The 16,977-nt window shown below is 61.1% G+C and carries 19 protein-coding genes; 10 read left to right on the forward strand and 9 right to left on the reverse strand.

Annotation, left to right across the window (positions count from 1 at the left end; genetic code table 11):
* The first annotated feature begins 43 nt into the window (after positions 1-43).
* The 7 genes from ABLV52_RS05125 (at position 44) to urtE (ending at position 7,350) form a co-directional block, all read left to right on the forward strand.
* Positions 44-442 carry a rhodanese-like domain-containing protein gene (locus tag ABLV52_RS05125; RefSeq protein ID WP_023289613.1) on the forward strand — a complete coding sequence of 133 codons (399 nt, stop codon included), beginning with the start codon at positions 44-46 and terminating at the stop codon, positions 440-442.
* A 148-nt stretch (positions 443-590) separates the two neighbouring features.
* A complete protein-coding gene (locus tag ABLV52_RS05130) occupies positions 591-1,694 on the forward strand; it encodes a cobalamin-independent methionine synthase II family protein (RefSeq protein ID WP_004205982.1) in 1,104 nt (367 codons plus the stop codon).
* Positions 1,695-1,864: 170 nt separating this feature from the next.
* The gene (gene urtA, locus ABLV52_RS05135; protein ID WP_004205981.1) at positions 1,865-3,136 is read left to right on the forward strand and encodes an urea ABC transporter substrate-binding protein; all 1,272 of its coding nucleotides are present in this window, start codon (positions 1,865-1,867) and stop codon (positions 3,134-3,136) included.
* A gap of 61 nt (positions 3,137-3,197) precedes the next feature.
* Positions 3,198-4,772, forward strand: coding sequence for an urea ABC transporter permease subunit UrtB (urtB, locus tag ABLV52_RS05140; RefSeq protein ID WP_048334859.1), 1,575 nt, complete (start codon positions 3,198-3,200; stop codon positions 4,770-4,772).
* Positions 4,772-5,845 carry an urea ABC transporter permease subunit UrtC gene (gene urtC, locus ABLV52_RS05145; protein ID WP_348890103.1) on the forward strand — a complete coding sequence of 358 codons (1,074 nt, stop codon included), beginning with the start codon at positions 4,772-4,774 and terminating at the stop codon, positions 5,843-5,845. The genes urtB and urtC overlap by 1 nt, the downstream gene beginning before the upstream one ends.
* Positions 5,845-6,642, forward strand: a complete 798-nt coding sequence (urtD, locus tag ABLV52_RS05150; RefSeq protein ID WP_023289616.1) for an urea ABC transporter ATP-binding protein UrtD — start codon at positions 5,845-5,847, stop codon at positions 6,640-6,642. Before urtC ends, urtD begins: the two co-directional genes overlap by 1 nt.
* Positions 6,643-6,651: 9 nt before the next feature.
* A complete protein-coding gene (gene urtE, locus ABLV52_RS05155) occupies positions 6,652-7,350 on the forward strand; it encodes an urea ABC transporter ATP-binding subunit UrtE (protein ID WP_348890104.1) in 699 nt (232 codons plus the stop codon).
* Positions 7,351-7,383: 33 nt separating this feature from the next.
* Here the strand turns inward: urtE and ABLV52_RS05160 are convergent, their stop codons facing one another.
* Entirely contained in the window at positions 7,384-7,866 is a 483-nt protein-coding gene (locus ABLV52_RS05160; protein ID WP_023289618.1) for a helix-turn-helix domain-containing protein, read from the reverse strand.
* Between the two features lie 129 nt (positions 7,867-7,995).
* Positions 7,996-9,192 carry an efflux MFS transporter YdeE gene (gene ydeE, locus ABLV52_RS05165; protein WP_065806117.1) on the reverse strand — a complete coding sequence of 399 codons (1,197 nt, stop codon included), beginning with the start codon at positions 9,190-9,192 and terminating at the stop codon, positions 7,996-7,998.
* Positions 9,193-9,387: 195 nt separating this feature from the next.
* On the opposite strand from ydeE, the gene eamA reads away from it, so the two are divergent.
* Entirely contained in the window at positions 9,388-10,287 is a 900-nt protein-coding gene (gene eamA / locus ABLV52_RS05170) for an O-acetylserine/cysteine exporter (protein ID WP_348890106.1), read from the forward strand.
* A gap of 49 nt (positions 10,288-10,336) precedes the next feature.
* Here the strand turns inward: eamA and marB are convergent, their stop codons facing one another.
* Genes marB through marR form a run of 3 tightly spaced genes read right to left on the reverse strand, consistent with a single transcriptional unit; the run spans position 10,337 to position 11,425 of the window.
* On the reverse strand, positions 10,337-10,555 hold the full coding sequence (gene marB / locus ABLV52_RS05175; protein WP_048297476.1) for a multiple antibiotic resistance protein MarB: 219 nt from the start codon (positions 10,553-10,555) through the stop codon (positions 10,337-10,339).
* A 34-nt stretch (positions 10,556-10,589) separates the two neighbouring features.
* Positions 10,590-10,970, reverse strand: a complete 381-nt coding sequence (gene marA, locus ABLV52_RS05180; protein WP_004205971.1) for an MDR efflux pump AcrAB transcriptional activator MarA — start codon at positions 10,968-10,970, stop codon at positions 10,590-10,592.
* A 20-nt stretch (positions 10,971-10,990) separates the two neighbouring features.
* Positions 10,991-11,425 (reverse strand): multiple antibiotic resistance transcriptional regulator MarR, encoded by a 435-nt coding sequence (marR, locus tag ABLV52_RS05185; protein ID WP_004143563.1) that lies wholly within the window; start codon positions 11,423-11,425, stop codon positions 10,991-10,993.
* Positions 11,426-11,686: 261 nt separating this feature from the next.
* Here marR and ABLV52_RS05190 point away from each other — a divergent pair, with 261 nt between their 5' ends.
* Positions 11,687-12,355, forward strand: a complete 669-nt coding sequence (locus tag ABLV52_RS05190; protein WP_004205969.1) for a MarC family NAAT transporter — start codon at positions 11,687-11,689, stop codon at positions 12,353-12,355.
* Positions 12,356-12,423: 68 nt separating this feature from the next.
* On the opposite strand, the gene ABLV52_RS05195 is transcribed toward ABLV52_RS05190, so the two are convergent.
* Entirely contained in the window at positions 12,424-13,623 is a 1,200-nt protein-coding gene (locus ABLV52_RS05195) for a sugar transporter (protein WP_032452773.1), read from the reverse strand.
* Positions 13,624-13,825: 202 nt separating this feature from the next.
* On the opposite strand from ABLV52_RS05195, the gene ABLV52_RS05200 reads away from it, so the two are divergent.
* The gene (locus ABLV52_RS05200; RefSeq protein WP_023289623.1) at positions 13,826-14,617 is read left to right on the forward strand and encodes a PhzF family phenazine biosynthesis protein; all 792 of its coding nucleotides are present in this window, start codon (positions 13,826-13,828) and stop codon (positions 14,615-14,617) included.
* A 49-nt stretch (positions 14,618-14,666) separates the two neighbouring features.
* Here the strand turns inward: ABLV52_RS05200 and ABLV52_RS05205 are convergent, their stop codons facing one another.
* From ABLV52_RS05205 to ABLV52_RS05215, 3 genes are read right to left on the reverse strand one after another with little or no spacing between them, the layout of a single operon-like run.
* Positions 14,667-15,344, reverse strand: a complete 678-nt coding sequence (locus ABLV52_RS05205) for an SDR family oxidoreductase (protein WP_348890107.1) — start codon at positions 15,342-15,344, stop codon at positions 14,667-14,669.
* Positions 15,341-15,814 carry a YhcH/YjgK/YiaL family protein gene (locus ABLV52_RS05210; protein ID WP_348890108.1) on the reverse strand — a complete coding sequence of 158 codons (474 nt, stop codon included), beginning with the start codon at positions 15,812-15,814 and terminating at the stop codon, positions 15,341-15,343. The genes ABLV52_RS05205 and ABLV52_RS05210 overlap by 4 nt, the downstream gene beginning before the upstream one ends.
* Positions 15,811-16,977 carry an exo-alpha-sialidase gene (locus tag ABLV52_RS05215; RefSeq protein WP_023289626.1) on the reverse strand — a complete coding sequence of 389 codons (1,167 nt, stop codon included), beginning with the start codon at positions 16,975-16,977 and terminating at the stop codon, positions 15,811-15,813. Before ABLV52_RS05215 ends, ABLV52_RS05210 begins: the two co-directional genes overlap by 4 nt.

The following is a 16,977-nucleotide window of genomic DNA, read 5'->3' on the forward strand; positions in this document are numbered from 1 at the left end:
GGCGTCAGTAAAGTAGTGTTATCACAGACAAGGAGAAGACGCCATGAGTGTAGTAAGCCAATTTACCCCTGCCACCTCCGCCGAGGCTATCCGCTGGTTCCGCCATAAGCTGCATCTCGAGACCGACTGCGCCGATGTGCACAGCGCCCAGCGTGCCGGCGAGGTCGACTTTGTCCTGCTGCACGTGGTCGGCAGCGAGGAGGCCTTCGCCCGGCGTCACCTGCCCGGCGCGCTGCATCTTCCGCACAGCCAGATCAGCGCCGAGAGAATGGCGGCCTGGCCGGCGGAGACCCTGTTTGTGGTCTATTGCGCCGGGCCGCACTGCAACGGTGCCGACGTTGCCGCGCTGAAGCTGGCCGAACTGGGGCGGCCGGTGAAAATGATGCTCGGCGGGATCACCGGCTGGGAAGATGAAGGTTATGCGTTTGTCGCCGGTAAGTGAATATTTTTCATGTACCATGAAATATTCTCGTTTGCGGCCCGTCGACCTGCATGCCAGTATCTGGACATATAGCCATCCAGAAGTCTAAAAATTCAAATAATGAACTATCACGGTGGGCAACTAACGCGCCCACCGCTAAGGAGACAGCATGCAACGTCAACAGGCCCCGTTCCGCGCAGACATCGTCGGCAGTTTTTTGCGTCCGGACAGTATCAAACAGGCGCGTCAGCAGCTGGCGGAGGGGCTTATCGACGCCGGTCAGCTGCGCGAAATTGAGAATAACGCTATCCGTCATCTGGTCCAGCAGCAGTGCGACTGCGGCCTGCACGTGGTCACCGACGGCGAGTTTCGTCGCGCATGGTGGCATTTCGATTTCTTCGACGGCCTGCAGGGCGTTGAGCGTTACGATGCCGAGCAGGGGATCCAGTTCAACGGCGTGCAGACCAAAGCCCACGGCGTGCGCGTTACCGGCAAGCTGGCGTTCGGCGACCACCCGATGCTGGAGGATTTCCGCTATCTGAAAAGCATCAGCGGCGACGCGCAGCCGAAGATGACCATTCCCAGCCCGAGCGTGCTGCACTTCCGCGGCGGTCGGAAAGATATTGATGCCACCGTTTACCCGGATCTCAGCGACTACTTCGACGACCTGGCCACCACCTGGCGCGACGCGATCCGCGCCTTTTATGACGCCGGCTGTCGCTATCTGCAGCTGGACGATACCGTCTGGGCCTATCTGTGCTCCGATGCCCAGCGTCAGCAGGTGCGCGAGCGCGGCGACGATCCGGATGCGCTGGCGCGCATTTATGCCCGGGTGCTGAACCAGGCGCTGGAGGGCAAACCGGCCGATCTGACGGTGGGCCTCCACGTCTGCCGGGGTAATTTCCGCTCAACCTGGATCTCGGAGGGCGGTTACGAGCCGGTGGCCGAGGTGCTGTTTGGCGGCGTCAATGTCGATGCCTTCTTCCTCGAATATGACAACGACCGCTCCGGGGATTTCGCGCCGCTGCGCTTTATTCGTCCCGGCCATCAGCAGGTGGTCCTCGGGTTGATCACCACCAAAAACGGCGAGCTGGAGAACCCGCAGGGGGTCAAAGCGCGTCTCGCCGAGGCGGCGCAGTATGTTCCGCTTGAGCAGATCTGCCTGAGTCCGCAGTGCGGTTTCGCCTCCACGGAAGAGGGTAACGCCCTCAGCGAAGACCAGCAGTGGCAAAAAGTTCGCCTGGTGACCGCCATCGCCGCCGACGTCTGGTAATGCCTTTCTTAGCGCAGCGTTGCACCGTGATGAGGCAACGCTGCCATCTCCTTCGTCTCCGCCCTCCGCCTGCGCCGCGTCCCGCTGTTCTCACAACCTGGCACCGTTTTTGCCTTATCACCTCTGGTTAGCTGTTAATTCTTTATTTTTGCGCTACTCAGGAGTGAATCATGCAACGAAGAACGTTATTAAAAGCTTTTGCACTCTCCGCCTCTGTAATGGCTATGGGTCTCTCATTCCAGGCCTATGCCGCCGACACCATTAAAGTCGGGATTATGCATTCGCTCTCCGGGACGATGGCGATTTCCGAAACGCCGCTGAAGGACGTCGCCCTGATGGCCATCGACGACATCAACGCCAAAGGCGGGGTGCTGGGCAAAAAGCTGGAGCCGGTAGTGGTCGACCCGGCCTCCAACTGGCCGCTGTTCGCCGAGAAGGCGCGCCAGCTGCTGGCCCAGGACAAGGTGGCGGTGGTGTTCGGCTGCTGGACCTCGGTCTCGCGTAAATCGGTGCTACCGGTGTTTGAGGAGCTGAACGGCCTGCTGTTCTACCCGGTACAGTACGAAGGGGAAGAGATGTCCCCCAACGTCTTCTATACCGGCGCGGCGCCTAACCAGCAGGCCATCCCGGCGGTGGAATACCTGCTGAGCGAGGACGGCGGCGGCGCCAAACGCTTCTTCCTGCTGGGAACCGACTACGTCTATCCGCGCACCACCAACAAGATCCTTCGCGCCTTCCTGCATGCCAAAGGGATCCAGGACAAAGATATCGAAGAAGTCTACACCCCGTTCGGCTATAGCGATTACCAGACCATCGTCGCCAATATCAAAAAATTCTCCGCCGGCGGCAAAACGGCGGTGGTCTCCACCATCAACGGCGATTCCAACGTGCCTTTCTACAAAGAGCTGGCTAACCAGGGTCTGAAAGCGACCGACGTGCCGGTGGTGGCCTTCTCGGTGGGGGAAGAGGAGCTGCGCGGCATCGATACTAAACCGCTGGTCGGCAACCTCGCGGCATGGAACTACTTTGAGTCGGTCGATAACCCGACCAATAAAGCCTTTGTCGCCGACTATCGCGCTTACGCCAAAGCGCACAAGCTGCCGAATGCCGATACGGTGGTGACCAACGACCCAATGGAGGCGACCTGGGTGGGTCTGCATATGTGGGCGCAGGCGGTGACCAAAGCCGGCACCACCGACGTGGACAAAGTGCGCGACGCCATGGCCGGGCAAACCTTCAAAGCGCCGTCCGGTTTTACCCTGACGATGGATGCCACCAACCACCATCTGCATAAGCCGGTGATGATCGGTGAAATCGAAGGCAACGGCCAGTTCAATGTGGTCTGGCAGACCGATGAGCCCGTCCGCGCACAGCCGTGGAGCCCGTGGATCCCCGGTAATGATAAGAAACCTGACCATCCGGTGAAAACCGTCAGCCAGTAAGCGCCAGGGCCGACGGGGCGGGAGCGTCGCGCCCGTCGGCCGCTGACCAGAGGAGAACGACATGAACGCATTGCGTCTCATGAGTGTGTTGGCGCTGCTGCTGAGCTTGCTGCCATGGCGGGCGCAGGCTGCGGAGGCGGATGATTTCGTCGCCGCCAGCCGCAGCCAGCAGGCGCAGCTGTTGACCCAGTGGGCGGCAGCGCCGCAGGCGGATCGCCTGCCGTTGCTGCGGGCGTTAACCAGCGAGAGCCTGGTGATGGACGACGGAAAACATGCCTTCCGCGCCCGACAGGGCGGCTTACAACCGCTGGGCGCCGCCGCCGCGCCGCAGGGCGACACCCGGCCGGTCCGTCTGACCAACCGTCTGCGCAATCTGGCTGCCGGCGCGCTGGCCAGCCATCTTATTTTAAGTGACAACGTCACAGAGCGAGCGTCCGCGGCGCGCACCCTGCAGCGGGAAGCGACCCCAGCCATGGCCGCTCTGCTGCAGCAGCGGCTGAAGGCGGAAAGCGATGATAATGTGCGGGGCCTGCTGGAGGTGGCGCTGGCGCGCCTGCAGTTGACTCAGCCTGAGGCCAGCGCGCGGCTGGCCGCCGTGACGTTGCTCGGCCATTCCGCGGACCCGGAAACCCAGGCGCTGCTGATCCCCTTTACCGATGCCCAGCATGAGCCGGATGCGGCGGTGCGCGAGGCGGCCAGCGACAGCCTGCAAAAGATCAAACATCGGCTGCTGCTCGGCGATCTGCTGGGTCAGGCCTTTATGGGGCTGTCGCTGGGCTCGGTGCTGCTGCTGGCCGCGCTGGGGCTGGCGATCACCTACGGGCTGCTGGGGGTGATTAACATGGCCCATGGCGAGATGCTGATGATCGGCGCCTACAGCTGCTGGCTGGTACAGCAGGTCCTGGCGCAGCTCGCGCCGCAGTGGCTGGCCTTTTATCCGCTGGTCGCGCTGCCAGTGGCCTTCCTGGTCACCGCCGGGATCGGCATGGCGCTCGAGCGCACCATTATCCGTCATCTGTATGGTCGGCCGCTGGAAACGCTGCTCGCCACCTGGGGGATCAGCCTGATGCTTATTCAGCTGGTGCGGATGCTGTTCGGCGCGCAGAACGTGGAGGTGGCGAACCCCGCCTGGCTCTCCGGCGGCGTGCAGGTCCTGCCGAACCTGATCCTGCCGTGGAACCGGCTGGCGGTGCTGGCGTTCGTCCTGCTGGTGCTGTGCTTCACCTGGCTCATCCTGAACCGCACCCGCCTCGGAATGAACGTCCGCGCCGTGACGCAGAACCGGGCGATGGCCGCCTGCTGCGGCGTGCCTACCGGGCGGGTGGATATGCTGGCCTTTGGTCTCGGCTCCGGTATTGCCGGGCTGGGCGGCGTGGCGCTGTCCCAGCTTGGCAACGTCGGCCCGGAGCTGGGTCAGGGCTATATCATCGACTCGTTCCTGGTGGTGGTCCTGGGCGGCGTCGGCCAGCTGGCCGGCAGCGTGGCGGCAGCCTTTGGGCTGGGCATTTTCAACAAAATTCTTGAACCTCAGATGGGCGCGGTGCTGGGCAAGATCCTGATCCTGGTGATGATTATTCTGTTTATTCAGAAACGCCCGCAGGGCCTGTTCGCGCTGAAAGGGAGGGTGATTGACTGATGAGCCAACCCATTACCTTAACGCTGGCGCAGCGCGCGCCGCGGCCTCTGCGCTGGCTGGGGATCCTGTTAGTGCTGGGGCTGCTGGGCATGCCATTCCTGGCGCTGCTGCCGGCCTCCCATCCGCTGGCGGTGCCGAGCTGGCTGCTGACCCTGAGCGGTAAAATCCTCTGCTACGCCATCGTGGCGGTGGCGCTGGATCTGGTCTGGGGCTACGCGGGTATGCTATCCCTTGGCCACGGGATTTTCTTTGCCCTCGGCGGGTACGCCATGGGCATGTACCTGATGCGCCAGGCGGCGGGGGACGGTCTGCCGGCGTTCATGTCTTTTCTCTCCTGGAACGAGCTGCCCTGGTTCTGGTGGGGCACGCAGCATTTCGCCTGGGCGATGGCGCTGGTGGTGCTGGTTCCCGGCCTGCTGGCGCTGGTTTTCGGCTGGTTCGCCTTCCGCTCGAAGATCAAAGGGGTCTATTTCTCGATCATGACCCAGGCCTTGACCTATGCCGGTATGCTGCTGTTCTTTCGCAACGAGACCGGGTTTGGCGGTAACAACGGCTTCACCGGATTTACCACGCTGCTGGGCTTTCCGGTCACCGCCACCGGCACCCGGGCGGCGCTGTTTATGGCCACGGTCCTGCTGCTGTTGCTGACCCTGTGGCTGGGCTCGGCGCTGGCGCAGAGTAAGTTTGGCCGCATCCTCACCGCGGTGCGGGATGCCGAGAACCGCCTGATGTTCTGCGGGTACGACCCGCGCGGCTTCAAGCTGCTGGTGTGGACGCTGTCGGCGGTGCTCTGCGGCCTGGCGGGGGCGTTATACGTCCCGCAGGTGGGGATCATCAACCCCAGCGAAATGTCGCCGACCAACTCCATCGAGGCCGCCATCTGGGTGGCGCTCGGCGGGCGCGGCACCCTGATCGGCCCGGTGCTTGGCGCCGGGCTGGTCAATGGCGCGAAAAGCATTTTCACCGTGGCGATGCCGGAGTACTGGCAGCTGTTTCTTGGCCTCATCTTCATTATCGTGACCCTGTTTCTACCCCGCGGGGTGATGGGTCTGCTGCGTCGAGGAGACCGCTAATGCAACCGGATGAAGGACTGTTTACCCGCCAGCTGCCCGGAGATCGCTTCCGTGCGCAAACCGACCCGGTACTGCAGCTGGAGAACATTAACGTCAGCTTTGACGGTTTCCGGGCGCTGACGGATCTGTCGCTGGCGATAGGCGTCGGCGAGCTGCGCTGCGTGATCGGCCCCAACGGCGCGGGCAAGACCACCCTGATGGACGTGATCACCGGCAAAACCCGGCCGCAGAGCGGCAAAGCGATCTATGACCAGTCGGTGGATCTGACCACTCTCGACCCGGTGGCCATCGCCCGCCAGGGTATCGGGCGCAAGTTTCAAAAACCGACGGTCTTCGAAGCGCTGACGGTGGCGGAAAATCTCGCCCTGGCGATGAAGGGGGATAAATCGGTGTGGGCCAGCCTGCGCGCCCGGCTGAGCAGCGAACAGGACGATCGGCTGAATGAGGTGCTGCGCCTGCTGCGCCTCGACGGCGAACGCTACCGCCAGGCGGGTCTGCTGTCCCATGGCCAGAAACAGTTTCTTGAGATCGGCATGCTGCTGGTGCAGGAACCGCATCTGCTGCTGCTTGATGAGCCAGCGGCCGGCATGACCGATGCGGAAACCGAATATACCGCGGAGCTGTTTCGCACGCTGGCCGGACAGCACTCCCTGATGGTGGTGGAGCACGACATGGGGTTTGTCGAGACCATCGCCGACCGGGTGACGGTCCTGCATCAGGGCCAGGTGCTGGCGGAGGGGTCGCTGCGGGAGGTGCAGGCCAATGAGCAGGTCATTGAAGTTTATCTGGGACGTTAAGGAGCGCCAATGTTACAGGTGAGTCAGTTACATCAGTACTACGGCGGGAGCCACATCTTGCGCGGGGTGGATTTTACCGCCCGTCAGGGCGAGGTTACCTGCCTGCTGGGGCGCAACGGCGTCGGTAAGACCACGTTGCTGAAATGTCTGATGGGGCTTATTCCGGCGCGTAGCGGCGAGGTGCGCTGGCAGGATCAGAACATCACCCACCGTAAACCGCACCAGCGGGTGCAGGCCGGGGTGGCCTACGTCCCCCAGGGACGCGAGATTTTTCCCCGCCTGACGGTGGAAGAAAACCTGCTGATGGGGCTGTCGCGCTTTCCCGCCCGCGAGGCGCAGCAGGTGCCGGAGGAGATTTACCAGCTTTTCCCGGTGCTCAAAACCATGAAGCAGCGGCGGGGCGGTGACTTATCCGGCGGTCAGCAGCAGCAGCTGGCGATCGGCCGCGCGCTGGCCAGCCGTCCGCAGCTGCTGATCCTCGATGAGCCCACCGAGGGGATCCAGCCCTCGGTCATCAAAGAGATTGGCGAGGTGATCCGTCAGCTGGCGTGCCGCGGGGATATGGCCATTCTGCTGGTGGAGCAATTCTATGACTTTGCCGCCGGGCTGGCGGACCACTACCTGGTGATGTCGCGCGGCGCCATCGTCCAGCAGGGAAAGGGCGGAGATATGGAAACCGACGGCGTGCGCGCCCTGGTGACTATCTGATCGGGCCGGCGGCGCGCGCCGCCGGTTTCCATGCTATTTACGCAGCAGCCGCTGCAGGCGCGCCTGGCGCCAGTTTTTGATCCATTCGCCAAAGACGAACAGACGTAATCCTCTCACCACCAGCAGAGCGCCCCAGATCAGGGCGACCCAGCCGGACCAGTAGTACTGCGGGTTCGTGTACCGGTTGAGCACCGCCAGCAGCACGCAGACCACCAGCGCCACCGACAGCGAACGAAAAAAGCGGCTTTCCTGCTGCACCCGCGCTTTCGCTTCCTCTATACGCAGATCCAGCGAAGCTTGCGGACCCGGCGCGCCCTCCCGCGAGGCTTCGCCGCCGATCTCGGCCACTGTCACCTCAAAGACCGCGGCGAGGGCGCTGAGGGTCTCCAGCCCCGGGCGTTCACCATTCTCAATGCGCTGGATCGTGCGGACGCTGAGCCCCGCCATTTCGGCCAGCTGTTCCTGGGACCAGGCGCGCTGCAGCCGTAATTGTTTGACCTGATTGATGCTGTTCATATTCATATGCTCCATGACGTTCTGCGGATGTAAACCTGTGATGGAGTATGGAAAAGCGGGCCGCCAGCCACCACGACAGCGACCCGACAACGGCCCGACAGCAACCTGACAGCCGCATGTCAGCTGGCGTCAGGCCCTGGCCAGCGGAGAATCCGGCTGCCAGGGACGGGCATTCATCCCCCGAAAAATCATCAGCCAGGCGGCGACAATAGCCACGATAAGAATGACAAACAGCGACCAGTGCGGCAGATGGGTGAGGATCAACCCGGTGAACATCGGGTTGAAGGCCGCCCCCAGCCATCCCAGCGACTGAGCGGAGAAGTAGCTGGCCTTCATTCCCGGCGGGGCGATATGGTCAATCAGCATATACTCGCCGGGGGCATAAATCACCTCGCCAAGGGTGAAGATCGCCGCCGAGATCCCCCACGCCCACAGGCTGGCGCCGGAGAACATAAAGCCCACGAGGCCGATCACAAAGCAGACGGTACCGAAGGTCATCAGCGGGCGGATATTTCTCGCGCTCAGCCGCCGGCCAACGGCGTACTGCAGGGCGACGACCACCGCGGCGTTAACCGGCAGCACTACGGCCACGACTTTCTCTGCGAAGTCGCTGCTGGCGACCACCAGCACGTACTGCGAGATACAGGAGGCGAAGGCGCCGCCGACGAAGGAGGCCAGCAGCCCGGAACAGGTAAACCACAGCAGCGCGCGGTCGCGCAGCAGCACCGAAGGCGTCCAGGCGGCAGCTCCCGGCTGGGCGGCGGCGGCCCCATCCCGCTGGAGAAACAGCTGAATAAACACCAGCGGGAAGGCGGCGCAGGCCGCCGCCAGCCAGAAGGGCAGATTAATGCTGTGCATCACCAGCAGCGTGCCGATAGGCGGCCCGACGGTCCAGCCGATGTTGAGGATGGTGTAGTTCAGCGAGAAGATGCGCGCTTTTTTCTCCGCCGTCAGCCGGTCGGCGAACCAGGCTTTCAGTACGGTGGAAAAGACCGAATAGGCGCAGTTGATCAGCGCAAAGAAGATCACCACCAGGGTCGCGTTATGGACCAGCGGTATCGCGCTGAAACCGAGGATAAATACCAGCACTGACCACACCATATAGCGCTTTTTGTCGAACTTGTCCGCGAGGATGCCAAAGCCCATGCTGAACAGCACGCCGACCACCAGGGCCAGCGACAGGGCGTAGCCGATCACATCCACCTCCAGCTGATAGCGTCGGGTGAGGTAGATGGTCATAAACGGCAGTGTGGCCCCGCGGCCGATAGTCAACAGTAACGACGATGCCAGCAGCGCGATGGTGGAGCGCCGGAGTGTGGTGATCATGATTTCCTTGCCTGTCATGTTGTTATAATTTTATGTCTTCGATCACAAATAACACGGTCATCACGCCTTGTACAGGTCGCCCCGGTCGCGATCGGCACTTCTGAACCTGCCAAAAATAATGATCTATCCTGGCGGCCGCTTTTTCGCTACTTTGATTTTGTTCACAAAAATTCTAATAACGACAGAGGCAGGGGTATGACGAGGAAAGATGGACTGCTGGCGCTGCTGGTAGTGGTGGTGTGGGGGCTTAACTTCGTGGTGATTAAGCTGGGATTGCACAATATGCCGCCGCTGATGCTGGCGGGCCTGCGCTTTATGCTGGTGGCCTTCCCGGCGCTGCTGTTTGTCGCCCGGCCAGTCATTCCGTTGCGCCTGCTGTTGGGCTATGGCCTGACCATTAGCTTTGGCCAGTTTGCCTTTCTGTTCTGCGCTATCGGCCTGGGCATGCCGGCGGGGCTGGCGTCGCTGGTTCTACAGGCGCAAGCCTTCTTTACCATCATCCTCGGCGCCTTCGTCTTTGGCGAACGCCTGCAGGGCAAGCAGCTGGCGGGGATCGCTCTGGCGATCTTCGGCGTGCTGGTGCTGGTGGAGGGGAGCCTCGGAGGGGAACATGTCCCGCTGGTGGGCTTTATGCTGACCCTGGCGGCGGCGCTCAGCTGGGCCTGCGGCAATATTTTTAACAAAAAAATCATGTCCCAGGCGACCCGGCCGCCGATCATGTCGCTGGTGGTGTGGAGCGCATTGATCCCGGTGCTGCCGTTTATGCTCGCCTCGTGGCTGATCGATGGCCCGCAGCTGATGCTGGCGAGTCTACGCCAGATCGATGTGCTGACGGTTCTCTCGCTGCTTTACCTGGCGTTTATCGCCACTATCGTCGGCTACGGTATCTGGGGGGCGCTGCTGGGGCGGTATGAAACCTGGCGGGTGGCGCCGCTGTCGCTGCTGGTGCCGGTGGTGGGGATGGCCAGCGCCGCGCTGCTGCTGGGAGAGACGCTGAGCGGACTGCAGCTCGCCGGGGCGGCGCTGATCCTGGCCGGGCTCTATATCAACGTTTTCGGTCTGCGTCTGGTGCGGCCGGGCATGGCGCGCGGGTAAAAAAAAAGCCCCGGAGACGGGGCTATACACAAGTATGCGTGTAATGGCATCACAGGTCGTGCTGCTGGTAGTACGGCACGCCAAGTTCGTCAGATTTATCATTGCCGGCCGCCATATGATTGAAATCAAACGGCGAGTCGTTATGTTCCGAAGGGATAATCATTGTGTCACGCTGGTTTTGCCGCACCGGCGTGGTGGTTTGCTCCGCATAGCTGAAGCTGGATGCCAGCGACAGAACGACGATGGCTGCGGCAGCGAATAGTTTCATGATTTCCTCAATACGTCTTTAATAATGCAGGCGATTAACAACAGTTATTTAGCGGATGCAGATAGCGGGATTCGCCAGGTACATTCGTTATGCGATATTTGTGGGGCGGAACATCGAAATAGTTTTTAAACGTTCGCGTCAGGGTCTGCTGCGATTCGAAACCGTAGCGTTCCGCCAGGTACAGGATTGGCTCATTGCTCTGCTTGAGCTTTTGCGCAATCTCCGTCAGCTTACGGCTGCGGATGTACTGGCCGAGGGAATGGCCGGTCTCTTTCTTAAACATACGTTGCAGGTGCCACTTGGAGTAACCTGAGCGCTCAGACACTTTTTCCAGCGACAGGGGCGATTCCAGGTTATCCTCGATCCACGACAAAATACTATGGATAGTGATGGCGTCATTATTACGTCTGGACATCATCTTACCTCTTCTTATTTTTACGGCAGGACCTTCTTGAGGAGTTGCTCAAGCATGGCGACTTCGTCCGCCGACAGATTTTTTGTTAACTCCTGGTGTAACTTCTGACCCACAACCTGATGACACTGCTCGCAAAGGGCTGCGCCGTCTGGCGTCAACTGCACCAGCACGCCGCGCTTGTCAGCGGGGTTGGGTAACCGTTCAATCCAGCCTTTACACGCCAGGCGGTCGAGCATACGCGTCATCGCGCCCGGGTCGACGGAAAGCACGGTTTTCAGCTCAACGGGGGTAATACATACCTCGCAACGAATGGAACAGAGCACCCGGAACTGGGTCGCGGTAATATCCATGGGTGAGAGGTAGTCGTTGAGCAGGCGATCTTTTTTCTGGTTAACCATCTGGATCAAGCGGCCCAGCGGGATCATCTCGTTGAACAGGTCGCTGGTACTTTTCATGATGGTTGCCCAGGCAATGATTTAGTTGCGAGTGATACTATTGCCCAGGCAATCATAAGTCAACATTATGAATTGGCCAATGCCACGATTTGCTAAAACAAGAAAATTCGACACGGGTCACTGTTTGTGAATTTTCTAACGCTTGTTAATTTTTGGCAAAGGTGATTTATCAGCAGGCTGGCGTTGGAATTGTTGAAGCCGGTATACTCACGGCGTGAAACCATCCTTAAAAAATGAATATTTACGGGACTTTTTTTAACTATGTTTGATTTGTTTAAAGCGATAGGGCTCGGCCTGGCGGTGCTGTTACCGCTGGCGAATCCGCTGACTACCGTGGCGCTGTTCCTTGGCCTGGCGGGCAATATGAACAACGCCGAGCGGAACAAACAGGCGTTGATGGCTTCGGTGTATGTCTTCGCCATCCTGATGGTGTCGTGGTATGCCGGCCAGGTGGTGATGAATACATTCGGCATATCAATACCTGGGCTGCGTATCGCCGGGGGGTTGATTGTGGCCTTTATCGGTTTCCGCATGCTGTTCCCCCAGCAAAAAGCCCACGATTCGATGGAAGCGAAGATCAAATCGGAAGAGCTACAGGATGAGCCAACCGCCAATATCGCCTTTGTGCCGCTGGCGATGCCAAGCACCGCCGGTCCGGGCACCATCGCGATGATCATCAGTTCCGCCTCAACCGTGAAGCACGGCGTGGACTTCCCGGAGTGGGTGGTGCTGGCGGCGCCGCCGATTATCTTTGCCCTGTTGGCGATCATTCTCTGGGGTTGCCTGCGCAGTTCGGGGGCGATTATGCGTCTGGTAGGCAAAGGCGGCATTGAGGCCATTTCGCGGCTGATGGGCTTCCTGCTGGTCTGCATGGGCGTGCAGTTCATTATTAACGGCGTGCTGGAGATCATTTCGACCTGGCATCCCTGACCGCGGTGATGCGCAGAGAGACAAAAGCCCGCCGGAGCGATACCGACGGGCTTTTTTTTGCGGCTCAATCAAGAGTGGTGCGGCTGGTGCTCTTCCAGCGATACCGGCCAGCGACGGAAGATCAGCAGGGCCCAGATCAGGCCTGCCAGCGCCGGGATGGCGCCGATGTAGCCGATGGAGGCCATAGAGAGGTGCAGACTCACCTGGCTGCCTACCAGCGCGCCGGCGCCAATACCGATGTTAAAGATGCCCGAGAACAGCGACATGGCGACGTCGGTGGCGTCCGGGGCGGAGGCCAGCACTTTCACCTGCATGCCGAGACCGATAATCATGATCGCCACCCCCCAGAAGATGCTGAGCAGCATCAGGTGGTGCGGGTTATGCGAGGCCGGCAAAAGCAGCAGCAGACAGGCCAGCAGCAGGCCGATGGCGAGGCTTATCAGCCCCGAAGCGTGCTGGTTACCGAGCTTGCCGAACAGAATGCTGCCGATAATCCCGGCCCCGCCTAGGATCAGCAGCAGTACGGTGGCAAAATTGCCGCTCAGACCCGCCACCGTCTGGACGAAGGGTTCGATATAGCTGTAGGCGGTATAATGGGCGGTCACCACCACCACGGTCAGAATGTACACGCTGACCAGCGCCGGGCGACGGAACAGCACCGGCAGGCTTTTCAGCGAGCCTGAGTGTTCGCTCGGCAGCGTCGGCAGCAGTTTCACCAGGCAGGCCAGAGTGGCTAAGGCGCCGAGGCCGATCGCCAGGAAGGTCATCCGCCAGCCAAAATACTGGCCGATGATGCGGCCGATCGGAATGCCAAACACCATCGCCAGCGCGGTACCGGTGGCGATCAGGCTCAGCGCCTGCGCCCGTTTGCCCGGGGGCGCCATGCGGATGGCCAGCGCCGACGTTATCGACCAGAACACCGCATGGGCGAAGGCGATGCCGATGCGGCTGATGACCAGCACGTCAAAATTCCATGCAAAGAACGACAGCACATGGCTGGCGATAAACAGAATAAACAGGCCGATGAGCAACCGCCGACGCTCCACTTTGCTGGTCAGCAGCATAAACGGCAGCGACATTAACGCCACCACCCATGCGTAGATGGTCAGCATCATGCCCACCTGGGCGGTTTCCATGCCGAAGCTGTCGGCAATATCCGACAGCAGACCGACCGGGGCAAATTCTGTGGTGTTAAAAATAAACGCGGCGATGGCCAACGTCACGACACGTAGCCACGCTACCTTGCGTGAGACCGTATTCGTAGTCATAAGCTCTGGACTGGTGATTCAGGGGAAGATGTGACGCTGATCTTAAAACGTTTGCTGGCGAAAAGACAATCATTTTGTGATCTGCATCTCATTTCACTGCAAACGGCCAGGTGCGGTTAAGCAATTAATTTTGCTATGGATAGTGTCAGGGGGGCGCTTTTATGTCATGTTGAAGGAAAGTAAAAAAAAATAAGGACAGTGTATGCAGGAAATACAATTTTATCTGGTCGATGCCTTCAGCGATAAAAACTTCGGCGGCAATGCCGCGGCCGTTTGCCCCCTCAGCGAGTGGTTAGCCGACGATGTGCTGCTGAAAATGGCCCAACAGCATAACCAGTCCGAAACGGCGTTCTTCGTCCGCACCGACGAAGGCTATGAGCTGCGATGGTTTACCACCCTTGGCGAGATCAACCTCTGCGGCCACGCCACCCTGGCGACGGCGCACGTTATTTTTGAATATCTCGACCATCCCTCGGCGACGATTACCTTTAGCACCCGTTTTGTCGGCGACCTGCGGGTGACCCGCAGCGGCGACTGGCTGACGCTCGACTTCCCGGCGTGGACGACCACCCCGGTGGCCAATCCGCCGGCGGACCTGCTGGCCGGGCTGGGCCTCGAGGCGGCCGTCGAGGTACGGGAAGGGCGCGATTATCTGGTGCTGCTGGCGGATCGCCGGCAGGTTGAAGCGGTGCAACCGGACATGGCGCGCCTGCAGACGCTCGGCAAAATGATCTGCGTGAGCGCGCCGGATGAGGAATATGACTTTGTCAGCCGCTTCTTCTGCCCGGGAGAAGGGGTGCCGGAGGATCCGGTGACCGGCTCCGCCCACAGCATGCTGATCCCCTGGTGGGGCGACAAGCTGGGGAAAACCACCATGATGGCGCGCCAGGTCTCCGCCCGCGGCGGGGATCTGCGCTGCCAGTGGCAGGGCGACCGGGTGCTGATCGGCGGCCAGGCCACCACCTATCTGCGCGGAACTGTCTATTTACGTTAATCCTCACCGCCGCGTCGTTCCGTTGCCGGGGACGGCGCGGCGTGCGTCATCAGGCAAGGGAGGCGCCACCGCACATCACCAGCTCCTGTCCGGTCATCGCCGATGCGCCCTCACTCAATAACCAGCTTATCAGCGAGACCACCTCCTGCGGGGTAATGAGCCGCCCCAGCGGCGGCAGCCGCGGCGGAGAGCTTTCCCTGCCAGGCTGATGGAGCATCGGCGTATCGGTTGCCCCGGGCGCCACCACGTTGACCGTCACCCCTGCGGGCGCCAGCTCTGCCGCCCAGCTTCTGGCAAGGGCGACCAGCGCGGCTTTGGTGGCCGTATACTGGGAACGACCCGCTGCGCCTCGTGATGTTCGGCTTCCCAGCAGAACAACCCTCCCGCCCGGCTCCATGGCCGGGGCGAAGTGATTGACCAGCGTTTGGGCCGCGTCGACATGTAAACGCCACAGCGACTCGCCGCGCAGTGGATCAAGATTGCCCAGGGGCGCGGCGGTCATCGAACCCGCGGCGTGGATGATGGCCTGAGGAGGCTCAATCCGTTCCAGCGCCGCCAGCAGCGCGCTGCGTTGGCTGACATCGACCTCCAGATGGCGAAAGTTCGGCTGTGAGAAGGGCGGCAGCGAACGGCTCATGCCGACCACCTGCCAGCCGTCCTCCAGCAATTGCCTCACCACCGCGGCGCCGATTCCGGAGCTGGCCCCGGTGACTATGGCCCGCTTCATTGCGCCTCCAGCATCGCTGCCGGTATCTTGAATACCGCCTTTCTGACCGGCGCTGGCGTCGAAACCGCACACAGCGCCTGGTGCGGTTCGCCGGGGTAAAAGACCGCGAAGTCGCCGGGACGCAGCAGAATAGAGACACTCTCCGGGGCCGGCTGACAGAGATAGAGGTCGGGCTTAAGCTCATTATCCTGCGGGCGCATCACGGCAGCCATGCCCGCCTGGATCCGCTCCTCGCCGGCCAGGATGACCTGAATATCCGCCCACTGGCGATGATATTCCGTATGCCGCTCGGCCGCAGGCTGGGTTTGCGCCACGCCGAGGGTGCAGAACCACGGCGCGCCGTCGGGCTGGAAGCGGCCATCCTCTCTGGCGCTCAGGGCGGCCAGCGAACAGGCCTCGCTGCTCAAAAGCTGCTTTAACGCTGGCGGCAGACCAGCCTTGTGCAGCGCCTGCAGGGTACCGATAATCATGCGCTTTCTCCTTTCACCCACTGTGGCGAAACGCGAACATACTTGATCGCCTGACGGTACCAGGTGTAGGCGATATGCAAATTACCGTCTGCTCCCTGTTTGATGCTGGGGTAGGAGAACTCCCGGTTCAGCTTCTGCTCCGAATTATTGGTCATGCAGTAGCCGTCGCCCTCGTCAAGATTACGCAGCCACGGCCAGCTTTTGCCGCCGTCAGGCGAGATCGCCACCGTCATCGGCGCGCGGGGCGCGCCCCAGAAGGCGCTTTTTCCGGTTGTTTCCGGCTCCTTACGGCCATCGTCATCCGCAATTTCATCGTACAGTGAGGCTCGGCGTTCGGTGGCCCCGGCGGCGCTCATATTATTAAACACCAGCGCCAGTTCGCCATTGTCGAGAGTCGTCGCCTGAATGGACGAGTTGTTGTTCGGCAGCGTCGTTGGCACCGGCGCAGACCAGCTTTCACCCTGGTCGCTGGAGCGGCTGAACCAGATGTGATCCGCCCAGCGACTGCGAAAGAAGGCCGCCAGTCCGCCGTCGGGATGCGCGGTGATGCTCATATGGACGCAGCCAAGACTCTCCGGGACCGCTACGTCGCGCCAGCTTCTGCCGCCGTCGGAGGAGATCTTCACCGCGCTGACGTCATTGTTACCCACCCATTTCTCGCCGGGTGCAGTGCGGCAGTAAAACACCGGCAGCAGCCAGCTGCCGTCAGGCATGACGCTAATCGGCTGGCGAATAAAGGTACCGGGCTGATCTAACAGGGTGTCGATGGGTCCCCAGCTTTGCCCGCCGTCGTGTGACTGGCGGTAGCGCACAATGGCGGTATCCTGGTTGCCGGCGAATTGCGCCGTCCATAACAGCCACACTACCTGGTCCGGCGCCTGAAACAGCACCGGATTTTGTTCCGAGCGGTCAGGATCGTCGGAGAGCTTAACCGCTTCGCTCCAGCGATCGCTGCCGGGGGCTAACCGCGAACCCCAGATCGAAATGTCGGCTTTCCCCTCCTGGGAGCCGCCGAACCAGACGCACATCAGGCTGCCATCTTCCAGCTGAAGCAGGTTGGCGGCATGATTTTGCGGGCAGGCGCTGGGGAGCATCGCCCATGCGATATGTTCATCTTGCTGGTGCTGGCGAATGACGCCGTCGAAAGAAGGAATTGCGGACAT

Source organism: Klebsiella sp. GB_Kp056, from assembly GCF_040064755.1.
Lineage (GTDB): Bacteria > Pseudomonadota > Gammaproteobacteria > Enterobacterales > Enterobacteriaceae > Klebsiella > Klebsiella quasipneumoniae.

Bases quoted from the DNA above. Each gene is read 5' to 3' on its own strand.
- ABLV52_RS05125 (WP_023289613.1), top strand. From the start codon at position 44: ATGAGTGTAGTAAGCCAATTTACCCCTGCCACCTCCGCCGAGGCTATC.
- ABLV52_RS05130 (WP_004205982.1), top strand. From the start codon at position 591: ATGCAACGTCAACAGGCCCCGTTCCGCGCAGACATCGTCGGCAGTTTT.
- urtA (WP_004205981.1), top strand. From the start codon at position 1,865: ATGCAACGAAGAACGTTATTAAAAGCTTTTGCACTCTCCGCCTCTGTA.
- urtB (WP_048334859.1), top strand. From the start codon at position 3,198: ATGAACGCATTGCGTCTCATGAGTGTGTTGGCGCTGCTGCTGAGCTTG.
- urtC (WP_348890103.1), top strand. From the start codon at position 4,772: ATGAGCCAACCCATTACCTTAACGCTGGCGCAGCGCGCGCCGCGGCCT.
- urtD (WP_023289616.1), top strand. From the start codon at position 5,845: ATGCAACCGGATGAAGGACTGTTTACCCGCCAGCTGCCCGGAGATCGC.
- urtE (WP_348890104.1), top strand. From the start codon at position 6,652: ATGTTACAGGTGAGTCAGTTACATCAGTACTACGGCGGGAGCCACATC.
- ABLV52_RS05160 (WP_023289618.1), bottom strand. From the start codon at position 7,866: ATGAACAGCATCAATCAGGTCAAACAATTACGGCTGCAGCGCGCCTGG.
- ydeE (WP_065806117.1), bottom strand. From the start codon at position 9,192: ATGATCACCACACTCCGGCGCTCCACCATCGCGCTGCTGGCATCGTCG.
- eamA (WP_348890106.1), top strand. From the start codon at position 9,388: ATGACGAGGAAAGATGGACTGCTGGCGCTGCTGGTAGTGGTGGTGTGG.
- marB (WP_048297476.1), bottom strand. From the start codon at position 10,555: ATGAAACTATTCGCTGCCGCAGCCATCGTCGTTCTGTCGCTGGCATCC.
- marA (WP_004205971.1), bottom strand. From the start codon at position 10,970: ATGTCCAGACGTAATAATGACGCCATCACTATCCATAGTATTTTGTCG.
- marR (WP_004143563.1), bottom strand. From the start codon at position 11,425: ATGAAAAGTACCAGCGACCTGTTCAACGAGATGATCCCGCTGGGCCGC.
- ABLV52_RS05190 (WP_004205969.1), top strand. From the start codon at position 11,687: ATGTTTGATTTGTTTAAAGCGATAGGGCTCGGCCTGGCGGTGCTGTTA.
- ABLV52_RS05195 (WP_032452773.1), bottom strand. From the start codon at position 13,623: ATGACTACGAATACGGTCTCACGCAAGGTAGCGTGGCTACGTGTCGTG.
- ABLV52_RS05200 (WP_023289623.1), top strand. From the start codon at position 13,826: ATGCAGGAAATACAATTTTATCTGGTCGATGCCTTCAGCGATAAAAAC.
- ABLV52_RS05205 (WP_348890107.1), bottom strand. From the start codon at position 15,344: ATGAAGCGGGCCATAGTCACCGGGGCCAGCTCCGGAATCGGCGCCGCG.
- ABLV52_RS05210 (WP_348890108.1), bottom strand. From the start codon at position 15,814: ATGATTATCGGTACCCTGCAGGCGCTGCACAAGGCTGGTCTGCCGCCA.
- ABLV52_RS05215 (WP_023289626.1), bottom strand. From the start codon at position 16,977: ATGTCCGCAATTCCTTCTTTCGACGGCGTCATTCGCCAGCACCAGCAA.